Genomic DNA, 16,866 nt, shown 5'->3' on the forward strand with positions numbered 1-16,866 from the left:
ACGTGACACACCTGCGCTACCCGGTCCACCACTGATACAGCCACTCGAAAAGAGACATCATGTCGGATATATCGACACATCGGAATCGGATGCCCGGTCCGCTGGAAGTATCCGCGGACAACCCGCGCTACTTCACCGTACGTTCGGACAACCGGGCGGTGTATCTCACCGGCTCGCACATCTGGAACAACTTCCACGACGGCATGGGGCCCGGCGCGACCGCGCCGGCCGAGCCCGAGAAGATGGACTACCGCGCCTACCTGGACTTCCTCGCCGCTCGCGGGCACAACTTCATCCGGCTGTGGCGCTGGGAACAGTTCCAGTCGCAGGCCGCCGGCGGCGCGTACCACCTGAACATGAGCCCGCAGCCATGGCCGCGCACGGGACAGGGTACGGCCAAGGACGGCGATGCGAAGTTCGACCTGTCCCAGTTCGACCCGGCCTATTTCCAGCGGCTGCGCGAGCGGGTCACCGCCGCCGGCCAGCGCGGCATGTACGTGGCGGTGATGCTGTTCGACGGATGGGCGCTGCACCTCAGCCCGGTGCCGGACAACGTCGAGGGCCATCCCTTCCACGCCGGCAACAACGTCAACGGTATCGCGATCACCTCGATCCTCGACCACCAGGTCCTGCCGCTCGACCCCGCCGTACAAGCGTTGCAGGAGGCCTACATCCAGCAGGTCGTCGACACCGTGCACGACCTGCCTAACGTCCTGTACGAGGTCTCCAACGAATCATCCGGAGGTGGCGCGGTCAGCCCGGAGATGGCCGACGCGCTCGGTGTACCGCTGGAGACCGAGTGGGGCGACTCGACCGGCTGGCAGTACTGGGTGATCGAGTTCGTTCGGCGGTATCAGCGGCAGCAGGGATATGACCCGCGCCCGATCGGCATGACCATGCAGTTCCCGGTGGCCGACCAGACGCTGGTCAACGCGCCCCTGTTCGACGGGCCCGCCGACTGGATCTCGCCTGGCTACGACGACGAGATCTACCGCGAGGGCGGTCACCCGTCCGCCCCGGGCGGCACACCGTCGCGATGGCTGGACGACCCGCCGCCCGCCGACGGCCGCAAGGTCCTGCTCAGCGACACCGACCACTTCGCCCCTGGCCAGGGCGACGCCCTCTGGGTGTGGAAGGCGTTCCTGCGCGGCCACAACCCGATCTTGATGGACTACGGCCTCATCGACGGTGTCCCGTCGTCACAGGACGCCTTCGAACCGGCCCGCCAGGCGATGGGCGATACCCGGCGCTACGCCGAGCGGATCGACCTCATGGGCATGCCCCCTCGCGGCGACCTCACCTCCACCGGCTACGCGCTCGCACACCCCGGCAAGGAGTACCTCATCCTGCGGCCGGACGGGACCAGCGAGGTGTTCACCGCCGAGTTGTCGGCCGGCGCCTACACAGCCGGCTGGTACGCCATCGACGAACGGACATCCCTGCCCGGCGACGAGATCACGGTGCCGAGCGACGGCCTGGTGAAGTTCACCGTACCGTCCACGATCCACGGCCCGGCCGTGCTGCGTCTGGCGGCCACCACCATCCGAGACCAGTGACCGGCATGTGGGAACTGGTTCCCCGGCTGCTCGCCGACAGCCGCTACCTCGTCCTTGCCACCGCCGATCGCCAAGGGCGGCCGTGGGCCACACCCGTCTTCTTCGCCGCCCGCGATGAGGACCGGCTCTTCTGGGTATCGGCACCAGACAGCAGGCATTCCCGTAACATCGCCGAACGCCCGGCCGTGGCCATCACGGTCTTCGACTCCCACGCGCCCATAGGCGGCGCCGAGGCACTCTACCTCGAGGCGAGCGCCGGCCCCGCCGACGATCCGGCCGCGGCGCTGACCATGCTCAACGCCCGCCTCCCCCCGGGCAAGCAACTCACCGGGGACGACCTCGCGCCGTCCGGCCCCATGTTGGCCTACCGCGCCGACGTACAGCGGCACTTCGTCCTGATCCGTGGAGGAGACGCACGCTTCGACAACGTCACCGACGCACGACTGCGCGTCACACGCCCTCAGGCAGGCACCCATCATGACCATGCATGAGCCCATCCACTCGATCATCACCTCACTCGACGGCCACATCAACGACACGGACGGCGCCTTCGGCTCGACCGGCCCCAAGGAGCAGGCATGACCCGCATCATCGCTGACATCTCGCTCTCCCTCGACGGTTTCGTCACCGGGCCCGACCCCGACCCGGACAACGGCCTGGGCGTCGGCGGCGAGGCCCTGCACACCTGGGCGTTCTCCGACGACCCCGACGACTGCCGGATCCTACGCGAGGCGACCACCCGCTCCGGCGCCGTCATCCTCGGCCGGCGGCTCTTCGACGTGATCGACGGGCCGAAAGGCTGGAACGACGACTCCGGCTACGGCGCTCGCGAAGTCGGCAAGCCCGCGTTCGTCGTCGTGACCGACTCACCACCGCGGTCGGTACGGCTTACCGACCTCGACTGGACCTTCGTCACCACCGGCCTGCCCGACGCCGTCGCCGCCGCCCGCAAGCGCGCCGAAGCGGCATCGGCACAGCGCGGCCAGGACCTCGACGTCGTCCTGATGGGCGGCGGCGCCACCATCGGCTCGGCCATCGACGCCGGGCTGGTCGACGCGCTGACGCTGCACCTCGCGCCCGTCGTCCTGGGCGCCGGGACCCCGCTGTTCACCGGTGCGGCGCCGCGCACGCTGGTGCGGCGGAGCGTGACCCCGACATCGACCGCGACGCACCTGACCTACGACATCCTCTGACGAGATCCTCTGCCGACGTCGTCGCGCGCTGTTACGGTCCGGCTCTTTCGCCATCTCCAGAGCTCAGGTGCCGAACCAGTGCATCGAGAACCACCAGGTCTTCCCCCGGCTCGATCGTCTGCGGGTTCAGCGCGATCGCGTCGTCGGGTACGCCGAACACACCGACCGCGATCCGCGGGTCTCCCTCCCACAAAGCCCGCACCAACCCGTCCCGGGTCCAGCCGCTGGTGGTCAGCAATCGGACGACCGCTCGCCCGTGCGGCTGGCCCGCCTCACTCGGGTAGCCTCGCTCGGCGACGACACCCGGCACTCCGCGCAAGCCGACGATCCACCGGTCGACAATCTGTTCATAGCTCGCGAGCAGTGCCTCCTCGTCCTGCTCCAGCGTCCACTCGACCGCGGCGTACAGCCCGAGCAGCTCTTCCTTCCCGACCTTCATCCCGCGCCCGATCTGCTGATTCGGCGACGCGTGCGCCCGGCACCTGTCGACGATCCACCGCTTCCCCAGCACCAGCCCACTGGACTGCGGTCCGCGCAGCCCTTTCCCACCGCTGAAGATCACGGCATCCGCGCCGAGCTCCCTGGTGAATCTCCACAGCGAGGAGACGGGTGGAATCTGGGCCGCCGCATCCACGATCACCGGCACAGCCGGTGGACCTGTGAGGCCCGGGGTGCAGGCGAGTTCCCGGGCGACTCGGATCACGTCCTCTATCGGCAGAGCATCCGCCGCGTAGTGGGCGCCGGCGAACCACAGGACGCAGGCGGGGCGTCGTACCAGGGCGGCTCGGAGCCCCTCGATCGACGGACCGACTTCTATGATGCGGGCGCCGGTCAGGCGGGCCGCGTAGTCGTAGCCGTTGCGCTGGCCGGTGAACATGACCACCTCGGCCTCGGCCGGGAACGCCTGCGCGGGCTCACCGACACACGACGCGACCGTGAGGGTGATCGCCGCCGCGGCACCGGACGTCACGCAGGCCGCCTCGTTGCGGGTGAGCACGGCCAGGCGCTCACCGACGCGGTCGTGGAGTTCGGGCAGGTCGACGAAGTGGGCCGCCCCCTCCGTCATCGCCTTCAGCGCCGACGGCGGCATCAGCGAGCCGCCCAGTGCGGTGAGTGTCGCGGAGGCGTTGATGACCGGCCGGACCCCGAACGGATTGGTCATACGAGGAATCTCGACATCGGTGGTACGCCGGAGAGTTCGGCCAGCCAGGCATCCAGGAAGTCGTTGTCGGTGCCGTCGAGGTGGGTCAGCTTGTAGACACTCGCGGCAGGCAAGGCCCCGATCAGCGCGGCACACCAGTCAGGATCGTCGACGGCGAGCAACGTCCGAGCGGTCACCGCGGACGCGTGCCGGACCGGGTCGAAGTAGGCAAGAGTTCTGTCAATGATCCGCGCCGACGAGCCGGCACGGAGGTGATCGTTGAGCTCCTCGAGCGGATAGCGGCTCGACTTCAGCCGTGCCTCTGCCGCCCGGTAGAACAGCAACTCCGAGAGCAGGACCGCGCTGAACCCGGGCCGCCGCGCGGCCGTCAGCAGCGCCAGATCGTCCCCGCTCACGGCCACCCGCGCCGGATCGACCTCCGCCAAGCTCATCAGGAACTCCGCGGCCCGCAGGCAGTCCGCCGCGATCCCGCGATAGATGTACGACGCCGGGTCGTCGATGCCCATCGTCAGCAATCCCGGGTACGCCGCCGAGAACCCTTCGTCGGCCAGCCGCTGACCACGGTGCGTCAGGGCGAACACGACGTACCGGCTGCGATCGTTCGGGTGCGGCACGAGGTTGACGCTCCCGTGGCGCGGCGTCCGCAGGAGCGCGGGGAACGGCCCGTCACCGGACGGGATGCTGAGATGACCGAAGACGCGGTACGGGCCGGTGCTGGTGAGCCGCACGGTGTAGCTGGTCGCCTCGTCCGTCGTCCGCGCCGGCACCAGGTCGAGCCCGGGCCGAGCGGAGATCGCGGCCAACTCATCGTCGACGGCGGACCAGTAGCTGTCGAAGTCCATGGGTTCACCGTCCCGGCGTGAGGTGTTCGGCGAGGAAGTCCGCCACGATCCGCAGCACGCCCGGCAGCCCGGCGTGGTGCGCGCAGTGCGGGTAGGCGTGCAGGGTGGTCTCACAGGTCAGCACCCGCCGCAGCGCGAATCCGGTCTCCGGCGGGCACACGTCGTCCTCGAGCCCCAGGTACAGCAGCGTCGGCGCCCGCACCTTCGGCGCGAAGTTGAGCCCGTCGTAGTAGGCGACCGTCTCCCGCACCCGGTCGACGTCCTTCGGGTGCATCCGCAAGTACTCGTTGATCTCCTCGTACGGATACGACCGGGTCAGTGTCGGCGCGGTCATGATCCCGCACAGGTACGGCGCTCCCGCCGCGACGCACCGGATCACGTCCGGCAGGAGCGCGGCCGTCGAGATCCCGAGGCCACCGCCCTGACTCGACCCCTGCAGTCCGATCCGCAGATCATCGACTTCCGGACGATCGAGCAGTACCTCGACCGCCCGCACCACGTCGAGGTAGAACCCGCGATACCCGTAGGTGTTGTGGTCGATGATGTTGTGCGTCAGCAAGCCCGGGTAGCCCGGGTTGAACACGTCGTTCGAGCGCAGCTTTCCGCGCGGCGCGACCGCGAGCGCGGCGTACCCGAGCTCGGACCATTCCTTCGGGATCGTCGGCTCGGAGATGTAGCCGGGGATCGTCACCAACGCCGGGTGCGGGGTCGGCCGATCGCGCGGGACGGTGTACCAGCCCGCGATCCGCAGACCGCCATAGCTGGTGTAGCGCAGATCGTAGACGATCACCTTGTCCGTGGACAGCGAGGGCATTTCGGTGAGGACCGGGTCCAGCGGGTACGACGCGCAGTCCGCCAGGCCGGCCGCCCAGAAGTCGTCGAAGTCGGCCGGCAGCTCGACCTCGACGATCGCGTTCTCGGGGTCTCTCAAGAGTGTTCCTCTCGATGGGGGGCGTGCAGCGCGGTGCCGTCGGAGGCCTTGAACAAATGCAGGCGGTTCTGGTTGAAGCCGACGTACACCGTGCTGTCATGACCCAGCCGGAACGGCACCGGGACGCGGGCCTTCAGCAGCTCGCCGTCGATCCGGACCGTGACGAGCACGTCCGGACCGAGCGGCTCGGACACGAACACCTTCCCGGGCTGATAGCCCGCGATCGGGGTCGGCGACAACGTCACGTCCTCCGGCCGGACGCCCAGGACGACGGCCGGGTCGTCCGGCGAAACGTCGTACCGGCCCAGCTCCTGACTCAACGCGCCGCTGCGGAAGGTGCGGACGCCGTCGACGTCGGCCAGTTCACCGGTGACGAAGTTCATGGGCGGCGAGCCCATGAACGACGCGACGAACCGGTTCGCGGGCCGTTCGTAGATCTCCCCCGGCGTCGCGCACTGCTGGACGACGCCGTCGCGCATCACCGCGATCCGGTCCGACATCGTCATCGCCTCGACCTGGTCGTGGGTGACGTAGATGAACGTCCGGGCGACATCCACGTGCAGCCGCTTGATCTCCGCGCGCATCAGCACCCGGAGCTGCGCGTCCAGGTTGGACAGCGGCTCGTCGAGCAGATACGCGCCGGCGTCCCGTACGATCGCGCGGCCGAGCGCGACCCGTTGCCGTTGACCACCGGACAGCTCGCGCGGCTTGCGATCCAGCAGGTCCTCGATGTCCAGCGTCCGGGCCGCCCGCAGCACCTGCTCGTCGATCGTCGCCTTGGGCACCCGCATCATCTTCAGCGCGAACCCGATGTTCTGCCGGACCGTCTTGTGCGGGTAGAGCGCGTAGCTCTGGAACACCATCGCGACGTCGCGCTTGTTGGCCGGCAGCCAGCTGACCGGCTTGCCGTCGAAGAAGATGTTGCCCTCGGAGGCCCGTTCCAGGCCGCAGATCATGCGCAGGGTCGTCGACTTTCCACAACCGGACGGGCCGACCAGGGTGAGGAACTCCTGATCCTCGATGGTCAGATTCAGGTCCTTCACCACCGTCTTGCCGCCGAACGACTTGCTGACGCCTTCGAGTCGAACCTCTGCCATCTGTCAGCCCTTCACGGATCCGGCGGCCATGCCCTGGACCAGCTTGCGCTGGAAGAGCAGGGCCAGTGCCAGGGGTGGGACGACCGCGAGCACGCCGGCCGCGGCCATCACGGTGAACTGGGTGTTGAAGTCGGTGGCAAAGTTCGCCGCCACCACCGGGATCGTCTTCGCCGCCTTCGTGCTGGTCAGGAACAACGCGAACATGAACTCGTTCCACGCGGTCATGAACGCGAACACCGCGGCCGCGACCAGCCCCGGCGCCGCGACCGGCAGGAACACCGACCACATGGTCCGGAACCAGCCGCACCGATCCACCCGGGCCGCCTCCTCCAGCTCGCGCGGCACCGAGCGGAAGAAGTCCTTCAGGATCCAGATCGTGATCGGCAGCGCGAACGTCGTGTACGAAAGGATCAGCGCCAGGTAGGTGTCCAGCAGTCCGAACGTCCGCATCAGCAGGTAGAACGGGATGATGATCGCGATCCCCGGCACCATCCGGGTGAGCAGGTAGAGCATGAGCAGCACCTGACTGCCACGGAACTTCAGCCGCGAGAACGAGTACGCCGCGAACGTGGCCAGCGCGAGATTAAGGATCGCCGTCGAGGTGGCGACGATCAGGCTGTTGCGCAAGGAGTACGGCGTCTCGTCGATCGCCCGGCCGCCGACGAGTTGCTGGGCCTCACTCGGATGGATGAAACCGAGATAGTTCTCCAACGTCGGGCGGGCCGGAATCCAGTGCGGCGGAACGGAGATCGCATCCACCTCGTGCATGAAGCTCATCGCGACGATCCAGTAGAACGGCAACACCAGATACAGCGCGAACACGACCGCCAGCACGTACAGGACGATCTTCTTCCAGGGGATTCGGTAGCGCAGGGGAACCTTCACCACGGTGCTCATATCTCGAAGGCTCATACCTCGAAGTCCCCCTTCCGGTAGAGCAGGCCGATGTAGCAGACCGAGATCAACAGGGTGATCGCGGTGATCACCCAGGCGTAGGCGCTGCCCAGGCCGAAGTCGGTGAAGGTCAGGACGGTCTGCACGTCGAGCAGGGCGATGGTGGTGGTCGCGTCACCCGGTCCGCCACCGGTCAGTACGTAGATGGTGTCGAAGGCACGGAACGCGTTCATCGTCTCGAGGATCAGCACGATCAGCAGGGGGTGCAGCAACCACGGCAACGTCACCTGGACGAACCGCTGCACCGCACCCGCTCGGTCGACGGTGGCGGCGTCGTACAACTCCGAAGGGATTGTCGACAATCCGGCGAGCAGAATGATGACCGAGAACGGGAGCGTGTTCCACACCTGGGCCAGCGCGGTGAACAGGAACGCGCCGGTCCCGGACGTCAGCCAGGCGTGATAGTCGTCGATCAGCCCGAGCTGCGTCAGCAGACCGTTCAGGGCGCCGGTCTTCGCGTCGAAGATGGTCCGCCACATCAGGCCGTTCACCACCCCCGGCATCGCCCAAGGCAACAAGGCCAGGCTGAGCAACAGACCGCGGCCGCGGAACCGCTCGTTCAGCACCAGCGCCAGGATCAGCGCGAGTACGACGGTCAGCCCGAGCACCACGAGGACGAACAGGGCGGACACCTTCAGCGCGGACAGGAAAGCCTGATCGCTGAGCAGGGCCTGGTAGTTGTCGAAGCCGATGAAGCTCTTCGCGCGCGGGCGCTTCAGGTTGTTGCGTTGCAGGCTGACCCAGAACGAGTACGCGATCGGGTAGGCGACCAGCAGGGCGATCACGATCATGGCCGGCGCGTTCAGCGCCCAGGCCTTGGCGTTGTCGCCCAGCGGCCGGCGTTCGGCTTGGACGGCCATCCTCAGCTGTACTTCTTCTTCAGCGTGGCAGCGGACTGCGCCAAGCTCGCCACCGCCGCGGACGGCTGCGTCTGGTTGCTCAGCACGCCCTGCACGACCTTGTGCATCTCGGTTTCGAACTCGGTGTACCACGGCATGCCGAGCACGTTGCGCGGCTTGGCGATCTCGCCCAGGTGGGCGTAGATCGCCGGGTCGGCGAACTTCTTCAGCGACGCGGTGATCTCCGGGTCGGTCGCCATCGACCGGTAGGCGAATCCGAGACCACGCTGCAGGAACCAGAACTTCGCGGTGTAAGGCTGCTTGTTCGCGTCGAGTCCGCCCAGGTAGGTGAGCAGCTTGAACGCGTTGTCCTTCACCTCGGTGTCCTTGGCCAGCGCATAGAGCCGGGTGTTGCTGACCGTCCCGTGCACCTGACCGTCGAGGCTCGGTATCAGCGCCATCCGGATCTTGCCCGCGGCCTTGGACTTGGTCGCGTCGTTGTAGTCGCGGCTGGCGTACCGCGCGCCGATCGTGTACGCGTACCGGTTCGCCTTCATCGCGTTGTCGATCGGGACCGGCAGCAGTTGCAGGCAGGCCGGGTCGATCACCTTCGACTTGTTCGCCGCCTGCTGCAGCCAGGCGAAGACGTCCTTCACCACGGTGTCGGTGGTGTTCATGATCGGCGCCTGCTGGTCGTCGAACATGTTGCCGCCGCTGCCGAAGACCAGCGCCCACACCCAGGACCACCAGGTGTCGGACAGTTGCGCCGGTACGCCGATCGGGTATTTCAGGAGGCCGGCGTTCTTGATCTTGACCGCCTGCGCCTCCAGCTCCTCCAGGCTGGCAGGGGGTTTCGTGATCCCGGCCTTGGCGAGGATGTCGGCGTTGTAGGTCAGGCAGTTGGAGTCGGTGTAGTACGGCAGGCCGTAGCGCTTGCCCTGGTAGGTCATCGCGGACGCGTTGCCCGGGTAGATCGCGCCGTACACTTCGTCGACGCCGGGCATGCCGTCGAGCGGCTGCAGGTAGTCTCCCTCGACCCAGCCCGCGAGGGAATCGTCGTACACGTAGAGAGCGTCCGGGCCGCCGCCGCCGGTGAACTCGGCGACTACTTTCTGAACGTACTGCGCACTCGTGATCGGGGTGTAGTTGACCTTGATTTTGCTGGTCTTGGTGAAGTTGTCGAGGTTCTGCTGGACGAGTGCGGCCTCGTAGTCCCAGCCCTCGAACTTCACGCTGCCGTCGCCGGAGCCCGCGGACTTGTCGTTGGAGCAGGCGGTCAGCAGGGGCGATGCGGCGGGCAGGGCCAGCCCGAGACCCGCGTACTTCAGGATCTGGCGGCGGTTGAGCTCCATGGTTGTCCCTTCAACGCGGTGAGCGCAGTAACGCTTGGGCGATGCGTAGCCGGTACAGACGCGTCGGGCGTCCTTTCGGATGGCGCTGAGCTGTGCCTTCGGCGCTCACCAGGCCCCCAGCGTCAAGTGTGCGGATCAGCCGGCGGCCGCTCTGATCCGTGATGCCGAGATGGTCGGCGAGCTCACCGGGCGAGATCGCGCGACCTTCCAGTTCGTGCTCCAGTGCCGCCAGGCGGGAGACGGTCGCGGCACTGAGGCCGACGGACTTCGCGAGCTGTTCGACGTCGTCGCCGTGTTCGCGGTAGGAGTAGCTGAGCGCCGCCCGGACCGGACCCATCGGGCCGATGATCAAGCCGCTGTCCTCGATCAGGTAGCCGCATGGCTCGCTCTCCCGCTCGGCCCGGGCGGCCGCTTGTTCGGCCAGGGCCACACAGCCGCGGGCGGACGCGCCGACGCCGAACCCGGCCGAGACCTGCGCACCGAGCGCCGCGGCCGCCTCGGCGAGCGCGGGTACGGCGACCCAGTTGCGGGTGATGCGCTCGAACAGGGCCTTGTGGGCGAAGACGACGACACCGCGCCGCCCACGGTCCTCGATCCACGCGCCGGCGAACTCGGGGGTGTTGAGCAACAGGTTCATCAGGCCGATCCGGGCCCGTTCCTCGTCCTGCGAATGCGAGATCAGGAAGACTCCGGCGGCGAAGCGTTGCGCGCTGGCTCGCTCGGACTCGATCCGGAGCGCGAGCTCGTGCAGCTCGGTCCGGATCGTCGCCGGCACCGGCATCCCGCTCATGATCGGGATCTCGCCGGACAGTCGCTCGCGGACGGCGGCGCGGACGCTGATCACATAGCTGCGCTCGCCGAACCGGTGGTACGCGGAACGGTGGAACTCGACGATGTCCTCCACGGATTGCGTGGGGGCGTACGGCAGGCAGTCGATGGCGTCGGCGTCGAGCTCGAGCGCGAGGGCGACCGCCTCGACCGCCTCGGCGGGAAAGGTGTCGATGCTGACCGGGGTGCGACCCCACCCACGCTCCTGGGCGCGGTAGAGCGCGAGGGTCAGGTCGAGCGCCGACGAGCGGATCACGCCGACCGGCAGGCCGGGTGGGAGGAGTTCGCGGCTGGCCGTGTACGGGACCGGGCCGGCCAGGAAGCCGTCGAGCCGGGTCGTGCTCAGGAACTCGGCGACCTTGGCGCGGATCTCGTCCTCGTGGTCGTAGCTGACCCACTCCAGGTCGACCCCACCGAGCGTGTTCGCGGCTTCCCGGAACAACTCCCCGTGCATCGAGTGGGTCACCACTCCGATCACAATCGCCACGACACCCCTTTACGAACTAGGTTCGTAAATGACTCGTAAATCCGATTCTGACCAAACTCTCCCCTCCCGGGGGTCCAGGTCAAGGGATCAGGCAAAAGAAATTCCCCGGCGACAACCCAGTCGCCGGGGGCCGATGGTGTACCGAAGGTGCGCCTCTCAACGCAACGGGCTATGCCGTCATGCGGGTGTGACCCAGGAGTTGGGATCTCCTTGCCGGACCGTGATCAGCTGGGCCGGTTGCCCGTCGGAATCACGATCTTGGTTTGTGCCCCCTTGGTGAGGTAGTACGTGGTCCACTTCTTGACCATCTCGTCGAGGAGCCAGGCGGCGGCGGGCACCAGCGGCAGCCCGATCAGACCCTCCCGGAACCGCACCAGTAGCGGCCAAGCGGTCTTGACCGCCGGGTCCCACAGCGGCTCGCGCGGGATGCCGTTCCAGTCGGCCACCTGGTCGCCGGTGAGGTACCTGGAGAACGCGTTGACGAGCGGCTTGTCGAGGCCGCCGGGGCTGGTCAGCTCCGCGAGCATGCCCCGCAGGATGGCGTTGAGTTCCACCCCCTCCGAGGTCGGCCCCATGTTCCTGGGCAGGACCAGATCCGACTGGGTGTAGGAGGAGTCCCAGGTGGCGGGGAGGAACTCGTCCCTGATGCCGAGCATGTGCCCCAGCATCTGTACCGAATGCAGGTACGCCGCGGCCTCAGTGGAGGAGATGCGCACCTGCCACTCCCGCATCCCGCGCATGGAGTAGGTCGCCAGGGTGTGCCACGTGACGAGCATGTCCTCCTGGCTGATCGGGATAGGGCCGGACCAGTGGGGAGACGACTTCAGCAGGTGCCGCACCGCCGCGTGCACCAGCCGGGTCTTCACGGCCTCGACCACGGCCGTGCCTCCGGCACTCCAGGCGTTCTGGGGTCTGACCGCGTACGCCAGGATGTTCGTCTTGGCGATCCGGTCTTTCAGATCCGCGCCGCCCGCGGAGTAATAGACAGCGCGTGCCTCCTTGGGGATGGCGGTGGCCAGCATCCCGGCGCCGACAATGGTGAGGACGACGATGTAGTTCCCCTTGAGCGCGTGGAAGCGCCCCGCGGCGTCCAGCTTGGCCGGGTCGGCCCACGATGGCAGCTGACGTGCCTGCTCGATGAAGGCCCGCAGATCCTCCGGCAGCCCCGCGGGCAGGGGCTGGTCGTTGCGGTTCCAGCCGTCCAGCAGCCGGTTGACCTCGGGTATGACACCGCGGTCGAGCAGGGAGGCGAGGAGCGGATCGGCCACGTCGTCCCACACCCATCGGGGGTCGGCGCCGCTGCCGGAACCCGCGATCGAACCACTGGCCGGCCAGCCCCAGTCGCCGGACAGGGAGTCCGCCTGGGCCGGGGAGACCATTCCTAACGCGCCGAGCGCCCCCAACGCGGTGCCCGACATCAGTACCTCGCGCCTGCTCAACTCTGCCATGCTCCGCACTCCTTCGAGGTGGGGGTTCTGCTCAGGGCATGCGAGAAATGGTTGATACGGAGAAACAAGTCATGAGTCTGTGTATCATCATCAGAGCACAGTGTGACGAGCATCACAAGACCACGTTTGAGGCAGAATTCCTCTAGGAGGTGATCGTGGAATCTGTGCTGTCCGGATTCATGGCGCCGTCGGACTCGGATTCGCTGCTGGAGCGCGCCTATGTCGATGCCGTCGAGCGCGTCGACGACAGCGACGAGCTACGGGCGCGCATCCTCGACGCGGCGTACGAGCAGTTCTGCCGGATGGGCATCAGGCGCTCCACCATGGAGGACGTCGCCCGGCTGGCGAAGGTGTCGCGGATCACGGTCTACCGCCGGTTCGACACCAAGGACACGCTGATCGAACACGTGGTGCGCCGGGAGTTCCGCCGCTATTTCGACCAGTTCCTCATCGACATAGAACAGGCCGGCACCGCTGCCGACAGGGTGGTACTGGGCTTCGTAACCTCATTGCGAGCAATTCGCGGCAACCCGCTGATCGGCGGACTCATCGCTACGGAACCGGACCTGCTAGTCCCCTCCATGACGGCCGACGGGGGTCAGACCCTCGCCACCGTACGGCATTTCGTCGCCGGTCAGCTCCGCAGCGAGCAACGCGCGGGCAACGTGTCGAGCAGGCTTGACGTCGATCTTGTGGCCGAGATGATGGTGCGGATCTCCACCTCTTTCCTGACGATCCCCAGTGCCATCATCGACCTGGATGACGACGACGAACTGGCCGCGGTGGCCCGGCGGTTCCTCGTGCCCATGCTCGAGCCACCAGCCGGGACGTCAGCGGCCGGATCCGTCTGAGTAGCGCCTACTCATGCGGCTCACGCGGTGGCCGCTGATAGTGGCCGCATGCAGACCAAGCCAGCAATCCGCTACGCGGTCGCGCTGGTCGTGGCACCAGCCGGGTGTTCGTCCGTACGCCCGCGCTCGCTCGTGCCGGCTCGCGGCTGATCGTCCACGGCGTGGGCGGCAAGTCCGCCAACCAGAGGTCACCGAACCGGCTCCCACCAAGAACCCGCAACTCACCGCGGTCTGGGCGCTGCGCGGCGACCTTCGTACCCCTGAGGTACTGGCCCGGCATTCCTTACTCCTTCAGGCGGGCTTCGCCAGGGCATGCAGACCGGCGGCGGCCAGCGGCGCGACCGCCTGACCGACGGATTCGAACCCCGATCCCCGCGTCATGCCCCGCTGGAAGCGGGCGTGGATCCCTTCCGCGATCACTGCGATCTTGAAGTAGCCGAGACCGAGATAGAAGTCGAGCCGGCCGAGGTCGCGGCCACTGATCGTGGCGTATCGCTGGGCGAGTTCGGCCGGCGGGGGCAAGCGGTCGCTGGTGGACGCCGCTGAGCCGCCGATGACGGGGGCGAACGCCGGATCCGCGTACACAAGGTGCAGTCCCAGGTCGGCCAGCGGGTCGCCGAGCGTGGCCATCTCCCAGTCCACCACCGCCCGTACCTGGGCGGGGTCGTGCCGGTCGAGGATGGCGTTGTCGATGCGATAGTCGCCGTGGACGATCGAGGCGCCGCTCTCCTCGGGGCACGCCTCGGCCAGCCACGCGTGCAGGCGCTCGATGTCGGCCAGGGGGCGGGTCCGGACCCGTTGCCACTGGTCGTGCCAGCGCCGCACCTGCCTGGCGAGGTAACCGTGGGGACGGCCGAACGTCCCCAGCCCGACGGCATCGGCATCGACCGCGTGCAAGCGGGCCAGCACCTCGATCAGGCTGTCCGCGCATCGGGCGATATCGCCCTTGGACAGCGTGAGCAACTGGTCCGTGGTCCGGATCACGGCCCCTTCGATGTGCTCGACCACGGAGAAGGGCACGCCCAGCACCTCGGCGCCGGCCAGGGCGACCGCGCGTGCGACCGGGACCTGGCTGTCGGCAAGGGCCTCGACGACCCGGTACTCGCGGCCCATGTCGTGTGCCGACGGTGTGAGCCCGCCCAGCGGCGGACGGCGCAGCACCCACTTGTGCCGGCCGTCGCCGAGCAGGTACGTCAGGTTCGACCGCCCGCCATGGAGCAACTCGGCGGTGAGGCGACCGGCGAAGCCGGGCACGCGCTCGGCGAAGAACCTTTCGAGCGCGGGAAGATCCAGGCCATCGAGCGCGGACCGGTCAGTGTCCGTCATCGCGCCGCCTCCACGCCACTCCGGTCATCGCACCGCACGTCATGCCGGGCATCGCGCCACTTCCACGTCACGCCGGTCATCGCGCCGCCGCCGCGTCGTGGCGGCGAAGGACGCGCCTGGCGATGGCCCAGCGGTGGGTCTCCGAGGACCCGTCATAGATCCTGAAGGGGCGCACCTCCCGCAGGTAGCGGCTCAGCAGAACGTCGCCGGAAACGCCGAGTGCGCCGCAGATCTGCACGGCACGATCGACGACGCGCCAGATCGCCTCCGCGCAGAAGGTCTTGGCGACAGCGGTGGACTGTGCCGCGCTGTCGCCTTGATCGAGCTCCCAGCACGCCCGCAGGATGAGGCCACGGGACGCGGCGATGTCGATCTCGTTGTCGGCGATCATCTGCTGGACCATGCCGAGCTCGCCCAGCCGCGACCCGAACAGCCGCCGCTCCGCGGCCCGCGCCACCGCGATGTCCTGCGCCCGTCGCGCGATGCCCAGCCAGCGCATGCAGTGCGTCATGCGGGCCGGGCCGAGCCTGACCTGGGCGTAGCGGAAGCCCTCGTCGACCTCGCCGAGTATCGCGTCCTCCCCCACCACGCAGTCGTCGAAGACCAGCTCGACGTGACCTCCGTACAGGCTCTCGTCGAGGGTGTCGATGTGCCGGACCGTCTTCATGCCGGGGTTGTCGCCGTCGACCAGGAACATCGTCGCGCCGCCCGCTTCGCCCGGTTGCCCGGAGGTCCTGGCCATGCAGATCGCGAAGCCCGCCCCGTCAGCGCCGGTGATGAACCACTTGTGGCCGTCGATACGCCATCCGTCAGCCGTACGCGTCGCACGCGTGGTGAGGGCGCTCGGGTCCGAGCCCGCGCCCGGGGCGGGCTCGGTCATCGCGAAGCACGAGCGGACCTCGCCCGCGGCGAGTGGCCGCAGGTAACGTTCCTTCTGCTCGTCAGTGGCGATGGCCTCAAGCATGTGCATGTTTCCCTCGTCGGGCGCCGCGATGTTCAGCGCGAGCGGTCCGAGCAGGGAGTAGCCGGCCTCCTCGAACACGGCGGCCCGGCCGCGCATGTCGAGCCCGAGCCCGCCGTACTCCCGCGCGACGTGCGGGGCGAAGACACCGGCCTCCTTCGCGGCCTGCTGCAGCGTCCTGCGGACGTCCTCCGACCGCGCGACGCCGTGTTGTGCCTCCTCGACAGGAATCACCGCCTCGCGGATGAACGTCGTGGTGCGCCGGGCGACGTCGGCGACAGCTGGATCGGGGGCGAGGTCGACGGCCATGGGTCTCCCATCTGGCTAATGAGCGTTAGCCGAACCGTAGCCCCTGGGGGCAGAAATGCGCCATCATTGCAGCTAATTAACGTTAGCCGAGGAGTCGATGTGGACCGGGTCGAGCACATTCGTTCGGTGGCGCTGGAGTTGTTCGCCGGCAAGGGATACGAGGCCACCACGATGGCCGACATCGGCGAAGCGGTGGGAATGCGCGCGCCCAGCCTGTACAAGCACGTCGCCTCCAAGCAGGAGTTGCTCGCCCAGATCATGAAGGCGACGATGCGCGAACTGCTCGCCGCCAACCGCGCGGCGGTCGCGACCACGACCGACCCCGTCGAGCGCCTGCGGCGGGCGACCGAGGCTCACGTCCGCTATCACGCCCGGCACCGGCTTGAGGCGTTCGTCGGCAACCGGGAGATCCGCAGCCTCACCGAACCGCATCGCGGGCGCGTGCTGGAGCTTCGCGCCGAGTACGAGACCCGGTTTCGTGATCTCGTACAGGCGGGATCGCGACAGGGGGTCTTCGCCGTGGCATCGGCGCGGTTGGCGTCGTACGCGATCCTCGACCTCGGCATGGGCTTGGCGGCCTGGTATCGCGAAGACGGCGAGCACGGCGAGGACGCCGTCGTGTGGCAGTACAGCGAGTTCGCCCTCCGTCTCGTCGGCGCCGGAGGACCTGCTCTTGAATTGAATTGAGTTTGGTCTATTGTGGCACGCGAGACGCCTGGCAGTCCGCTGA

At 67.9% G+C, this 16,866-nt stretch carries 16 protein-coding genes; 5 read left to right on the forward strand and 11 right to left on the reverse strand.

Annotated elements, in window-relative coordinates; translation table 11 throughout:
• Positions 1–89: 89 nt before the first annotated feature.
• The 3 genes from AB0B64_RS46775 to AB0B64_RS46785 all read left to right on the forward strand — a co-directional run bounded on the left by AB0B64_RS46775 (position 90) and on the right by AB0B64_RS46785 (position 2,749).
• A complete protein-coding gene (locus AB0B64_RS46775; RefSeq protein WP_358189979.1) occupies positions 90–1,556 on the forward strand; it encodes a hypothetical protein in 1,467 nt (488 codons plus the stop codon).
• A 5-nt stretch (positions 1,557–1,561) separates the two neighbouring features.
• Complete coding sequence (locus AB0B64_RS46780; RefSeq protein ID WP_358190503.1) at positions 1,562–2,047, forward strand: pyridoxamine 5'-phosphate oxidase family protein; 486 nt, start codon at positions 1,562–1,564, stop codon at positions 2,045–2,047.
• Between the two features lie 87 nt (positions 2,048–2,134).
• A complete protein-coding gene (locus AB0B64_RS46785) occupies positions 2,135–2,749 on the forward strand; it encodes a dihydrofolate reductase family protein (RefSeq protein ID WP_358189988.1) in 615 nt (204 codons plus the stop codon).
• 31 nt (positions 2,750–2,780) lie between these two features.
• Here the strand turns inward: AB0B64_RS46785 and AB0B64_RS46790 are convergent, their stop codons facing one another.
• The 9 genes from AB0B64_RS46790 to AB0B64_RS46830 form a co-directional block, all read right to left on the reverse strand.
• Positions 2,781–3,911, reverse strand: coding sequence for a hypothetical protein (locus tag AB0B64_RS46790; RefSeq protein WP_357960799.1), 1,131 nt, complete (start codon positions 3,909–3,911; stop codon positions 2,781–2,783).
• Complete coding sequence (locus AB0B64_RS46795) at positions 3,908–4,753, reverse strand: acetylxylan esterase (protein WP_357960796.1); 846 nt, start codon at positions 4,751–4,753, stop codon at positions 3,908–3,910. The genes AB0B64_RS46790 and AB0B64_RS46795 overlap by 4 nt, the downstream gene beginning before the upstream one ends.
• A gap of 4 nt (positions 4,754–4,757) precedes the next feature.
• Positions 4,758–5,684, reverse strand: coding sequence for an acetylxylan esterase (locus AB0B64_RS46800; protein ID WP_358190009.1), 927 nt, complete (start codon positions 5,682–5,684; stop codon positions 4,758–4,760).
• The gene (locus AB0B64_RS46805) at positions 5,681–6,781 is read right to left on the reverse strand and encodes an ABC transporter ATP-binding protein (protein WP_357960790.1); all 1,101 of its coding nucleotides are present in this window, start codon (positions 6,779–6,781) and stop codon (positions 5,681–5,683) included. Before AB0B64_RS46805 ends, AB0B64_RS46800 begins: the two co-directional genes overlap by 4 nt.
• A 3-nt stretch (positions 6,782–6,784) precedes the next feature.
• Complete coding sequence (locus tag AB0B64_RS46810) at positions 6,785–7,678, reverse strand: carbohydrate ABC transporter permease (protein WP_358190028.1); 894 nt, start codon at positions 7,676–7,678, stop codon at positions 6,785–6,787.
• Positions 7,679–7,689: 11 nt separating this feature from the next.
• Complete coding sequence (locus AB0B64_RS46815) at positions 7,690–8,595, reverse strand: sugar ABC transporter permease (RefSeq protein ID WP_357960784.1); 906 nt, start codon at positions 8,593–8,595, stop codon at positions 7,690–7,692.
• A gap of 2 nt (positions 8,596–8,597) precedes the next feature.
• A complete protein-coding gene (locus tag AB0B64_RS46820; protein WP_357960781.1) occupies positions 8,598–9,926 on the reverse strand; it encodes an extracellular solute-binding protein in 1,329 nt (442 codons plus the stop codon).
• A gap of 10 nt (positions 9,927–9,936) precedes the next feature.
• The gene (locus AB0B64_RS46825; protein ID WP_358190055.1) at positions 9,937–11,241 is read right to left on the reverse strand and encodes a hypothetical protein; all 1,305 of its coding nucleotides are present in this window, start codon (positions 11,239–11,241) and stop codon (positions 9,937–9,939) included.
• A gap of 224 nt (positions 11,242–11,465) precedes the next feature.
• A complete protein-coding gene (locus AB0B64_RS46830) occupies positions 11,466–12,689 on the reverse strand; it encodes an oxygenase MpaB family protein (protein ID WP_357960775.1) in 1,224 nt (407 codons plus the stop codon).
• A gap of 179 nt (positions 12,690–12,868) precedes the next feature.
• Between AB0B64_RS46830 and AB0B64_RS46835 the strand changes: the two genes are divergently transcribed.
• Positions 12,869–13,540, forward strand: a complete 672-nt coding sequence (locus AB0B64_RS46835; RefSeq protein WP_357960835.1) for a helix-turn-helix domain-containing protein — start codon at positions 12,869–12,871, stop codon at positions 13,538–13,540.
• 291 nt (positions 13,541–13,831) lie between these two features.
• On the opposite strand, the gene AB0B64_RS46840 is transcribed toward AB0B64_RS46835, so the two are convergent.
• Both AB0B64_RS46840 and AB0B64_RS46845 read right to left on the reverse strand, forming a co-directional pair.
• Positions 13,832–14,866, reverse strand: a complete 1,035-nt coding sequence (locus AB0B64_RS46840) for a phosphotransferase family protein (protein ID WP_357960772.1) — start codon at positions 14,864–14,866, stop codon at positions 13,832–13,834.
• A gap of 76 nt (positions 14,867–14,942) precedes the next feature.
• Positions 14,943–16,136: an acyl-CoA dehydrogenase family protein gene (locus tag AB0B64_RS46845; protein ID WP_357960770.1), complete on the reverse strand. Its 1,194-nt coding sequence runs from the start codon at positions 16,134–16,136 to the stop codon at positions 14,943–14,945.
• Between the two features lie 99 nt (positions 16,137–16,235).
• On the opposite strand from AB0B64_RS46845, the gene AB0B64_RS46850 reads away from it, so the two are divergent.
• A complete protein-coding gene (locus tag AB0B64_RS46850) occupies positions 16,236–16,823 on the forward strand; it encodes a TetR/AcrR family transcriptional regulator (RefSeq protein ID WP_357960766.1) in 588 nt (195 codons plus the stop codon).
• Positions 16,824–16,866 lie beyond the last annotated feature (43 nt).

The organism is Nonomuraea sp. NPDC049129 (genome assembly GCF_040648495.1).
Classification (GTDB): Bacteria; Actinomycetota; Actinomycetes; order Streptosporangiales; family Streptosporangiaceae; genus Nonomuraea.

Coding starts and splice junctions, on each gene's coding strand:
- AB0B64_RS46835 (WP_357960835.1), top strand. CDS start 12,869: ATGGCGCCGTCGGACTCGGATTCGCTGCTGGAGCGCGCCTATGTCGAT.
- AB0B64_RS46830 (WP_357960775.1), bottom strand. CDS start 12,689: ATGGCAGAGTTGAGCAGGCGCGAGGTACTGATGTCGGGCACCGCGTTG.
- AB0B64_RS46805 (WP_357960790.1), bottom strand. CDS start 6,781: ATGGCAGAGGTTCGACTCGAAGGCGTCAGCAAGTCGTTCGGCGGCAAG.
- AB0B64_RS46820 (WP_357960781.1), bottom strand. CDS start 9,926: ATGGAGCTCAACCGCCGCCAGATCCTGAAGTACGCGGGTCTCGGGCTG.
- AB0B64_RS46775 (WP_358189979.1), top strand. CDS start 90: ATGCCCGGTCCGCTGGAAGTATCCGCGGACAACCCGCGCTACTTCACC.
- AB0B64_RS46795 (WP_357960796.1), bottom strand. CDS start 4,753: ATGGACTTCGACAGCTACTGGTCCGCCGTCGACGATGAGTTGGCCGCG.
- AB0B64_RS46785 (WP_358189988.1), top strand. CDS start 2,135: ATGACCCGCATCATCGCTGACATCTCGCTCTCCCTCGACGGTTTCGTC.
- AB0B64_RS46840 (WP_357960772.1), bottom strand. CDS start 14,866: ATGACGGACACTGACCGGTCCGCGCTCGATGGCCTGGATCTTCCCGCG.
- AB0B64_RS46790 (WP_357960799.1), bottom strand. CDS start 3,911: ATGACCAATCCGTTCGGGGTCCGGCCGGTCATCAACGCCTCCGCGACA.
- AB0B64_RS46780 (WP_358190503.1), top strand. CDS start 1,562: ATGTGGGAACTGGTTCCCCGGCTGCTCGCCGACAGCCGCTACCTCGTC.
- AB0B64_RS46845 (WP_357960770.1), bottom strand. CDS start 16,136: ATGGCCGTCGACCTCGCCCCCGATCCAGCTGTCGCCGACGTCGCCCGG.
- AB0B64_RS46810 (WP_358190028.1), bottom strand. CDS start 7,678: ATGAGCACCGTGGTGAAGGTTCCCCTGCGCTACCGAATCCCCTGGAAG.
- AB0B64_RS46815 (WP_357960784.1), bottom strand. CDS start 8,595: ATGGCCGTCCAAGCCGAACGCCGGCCGCTGGGCGACAACGCCAAGGCC.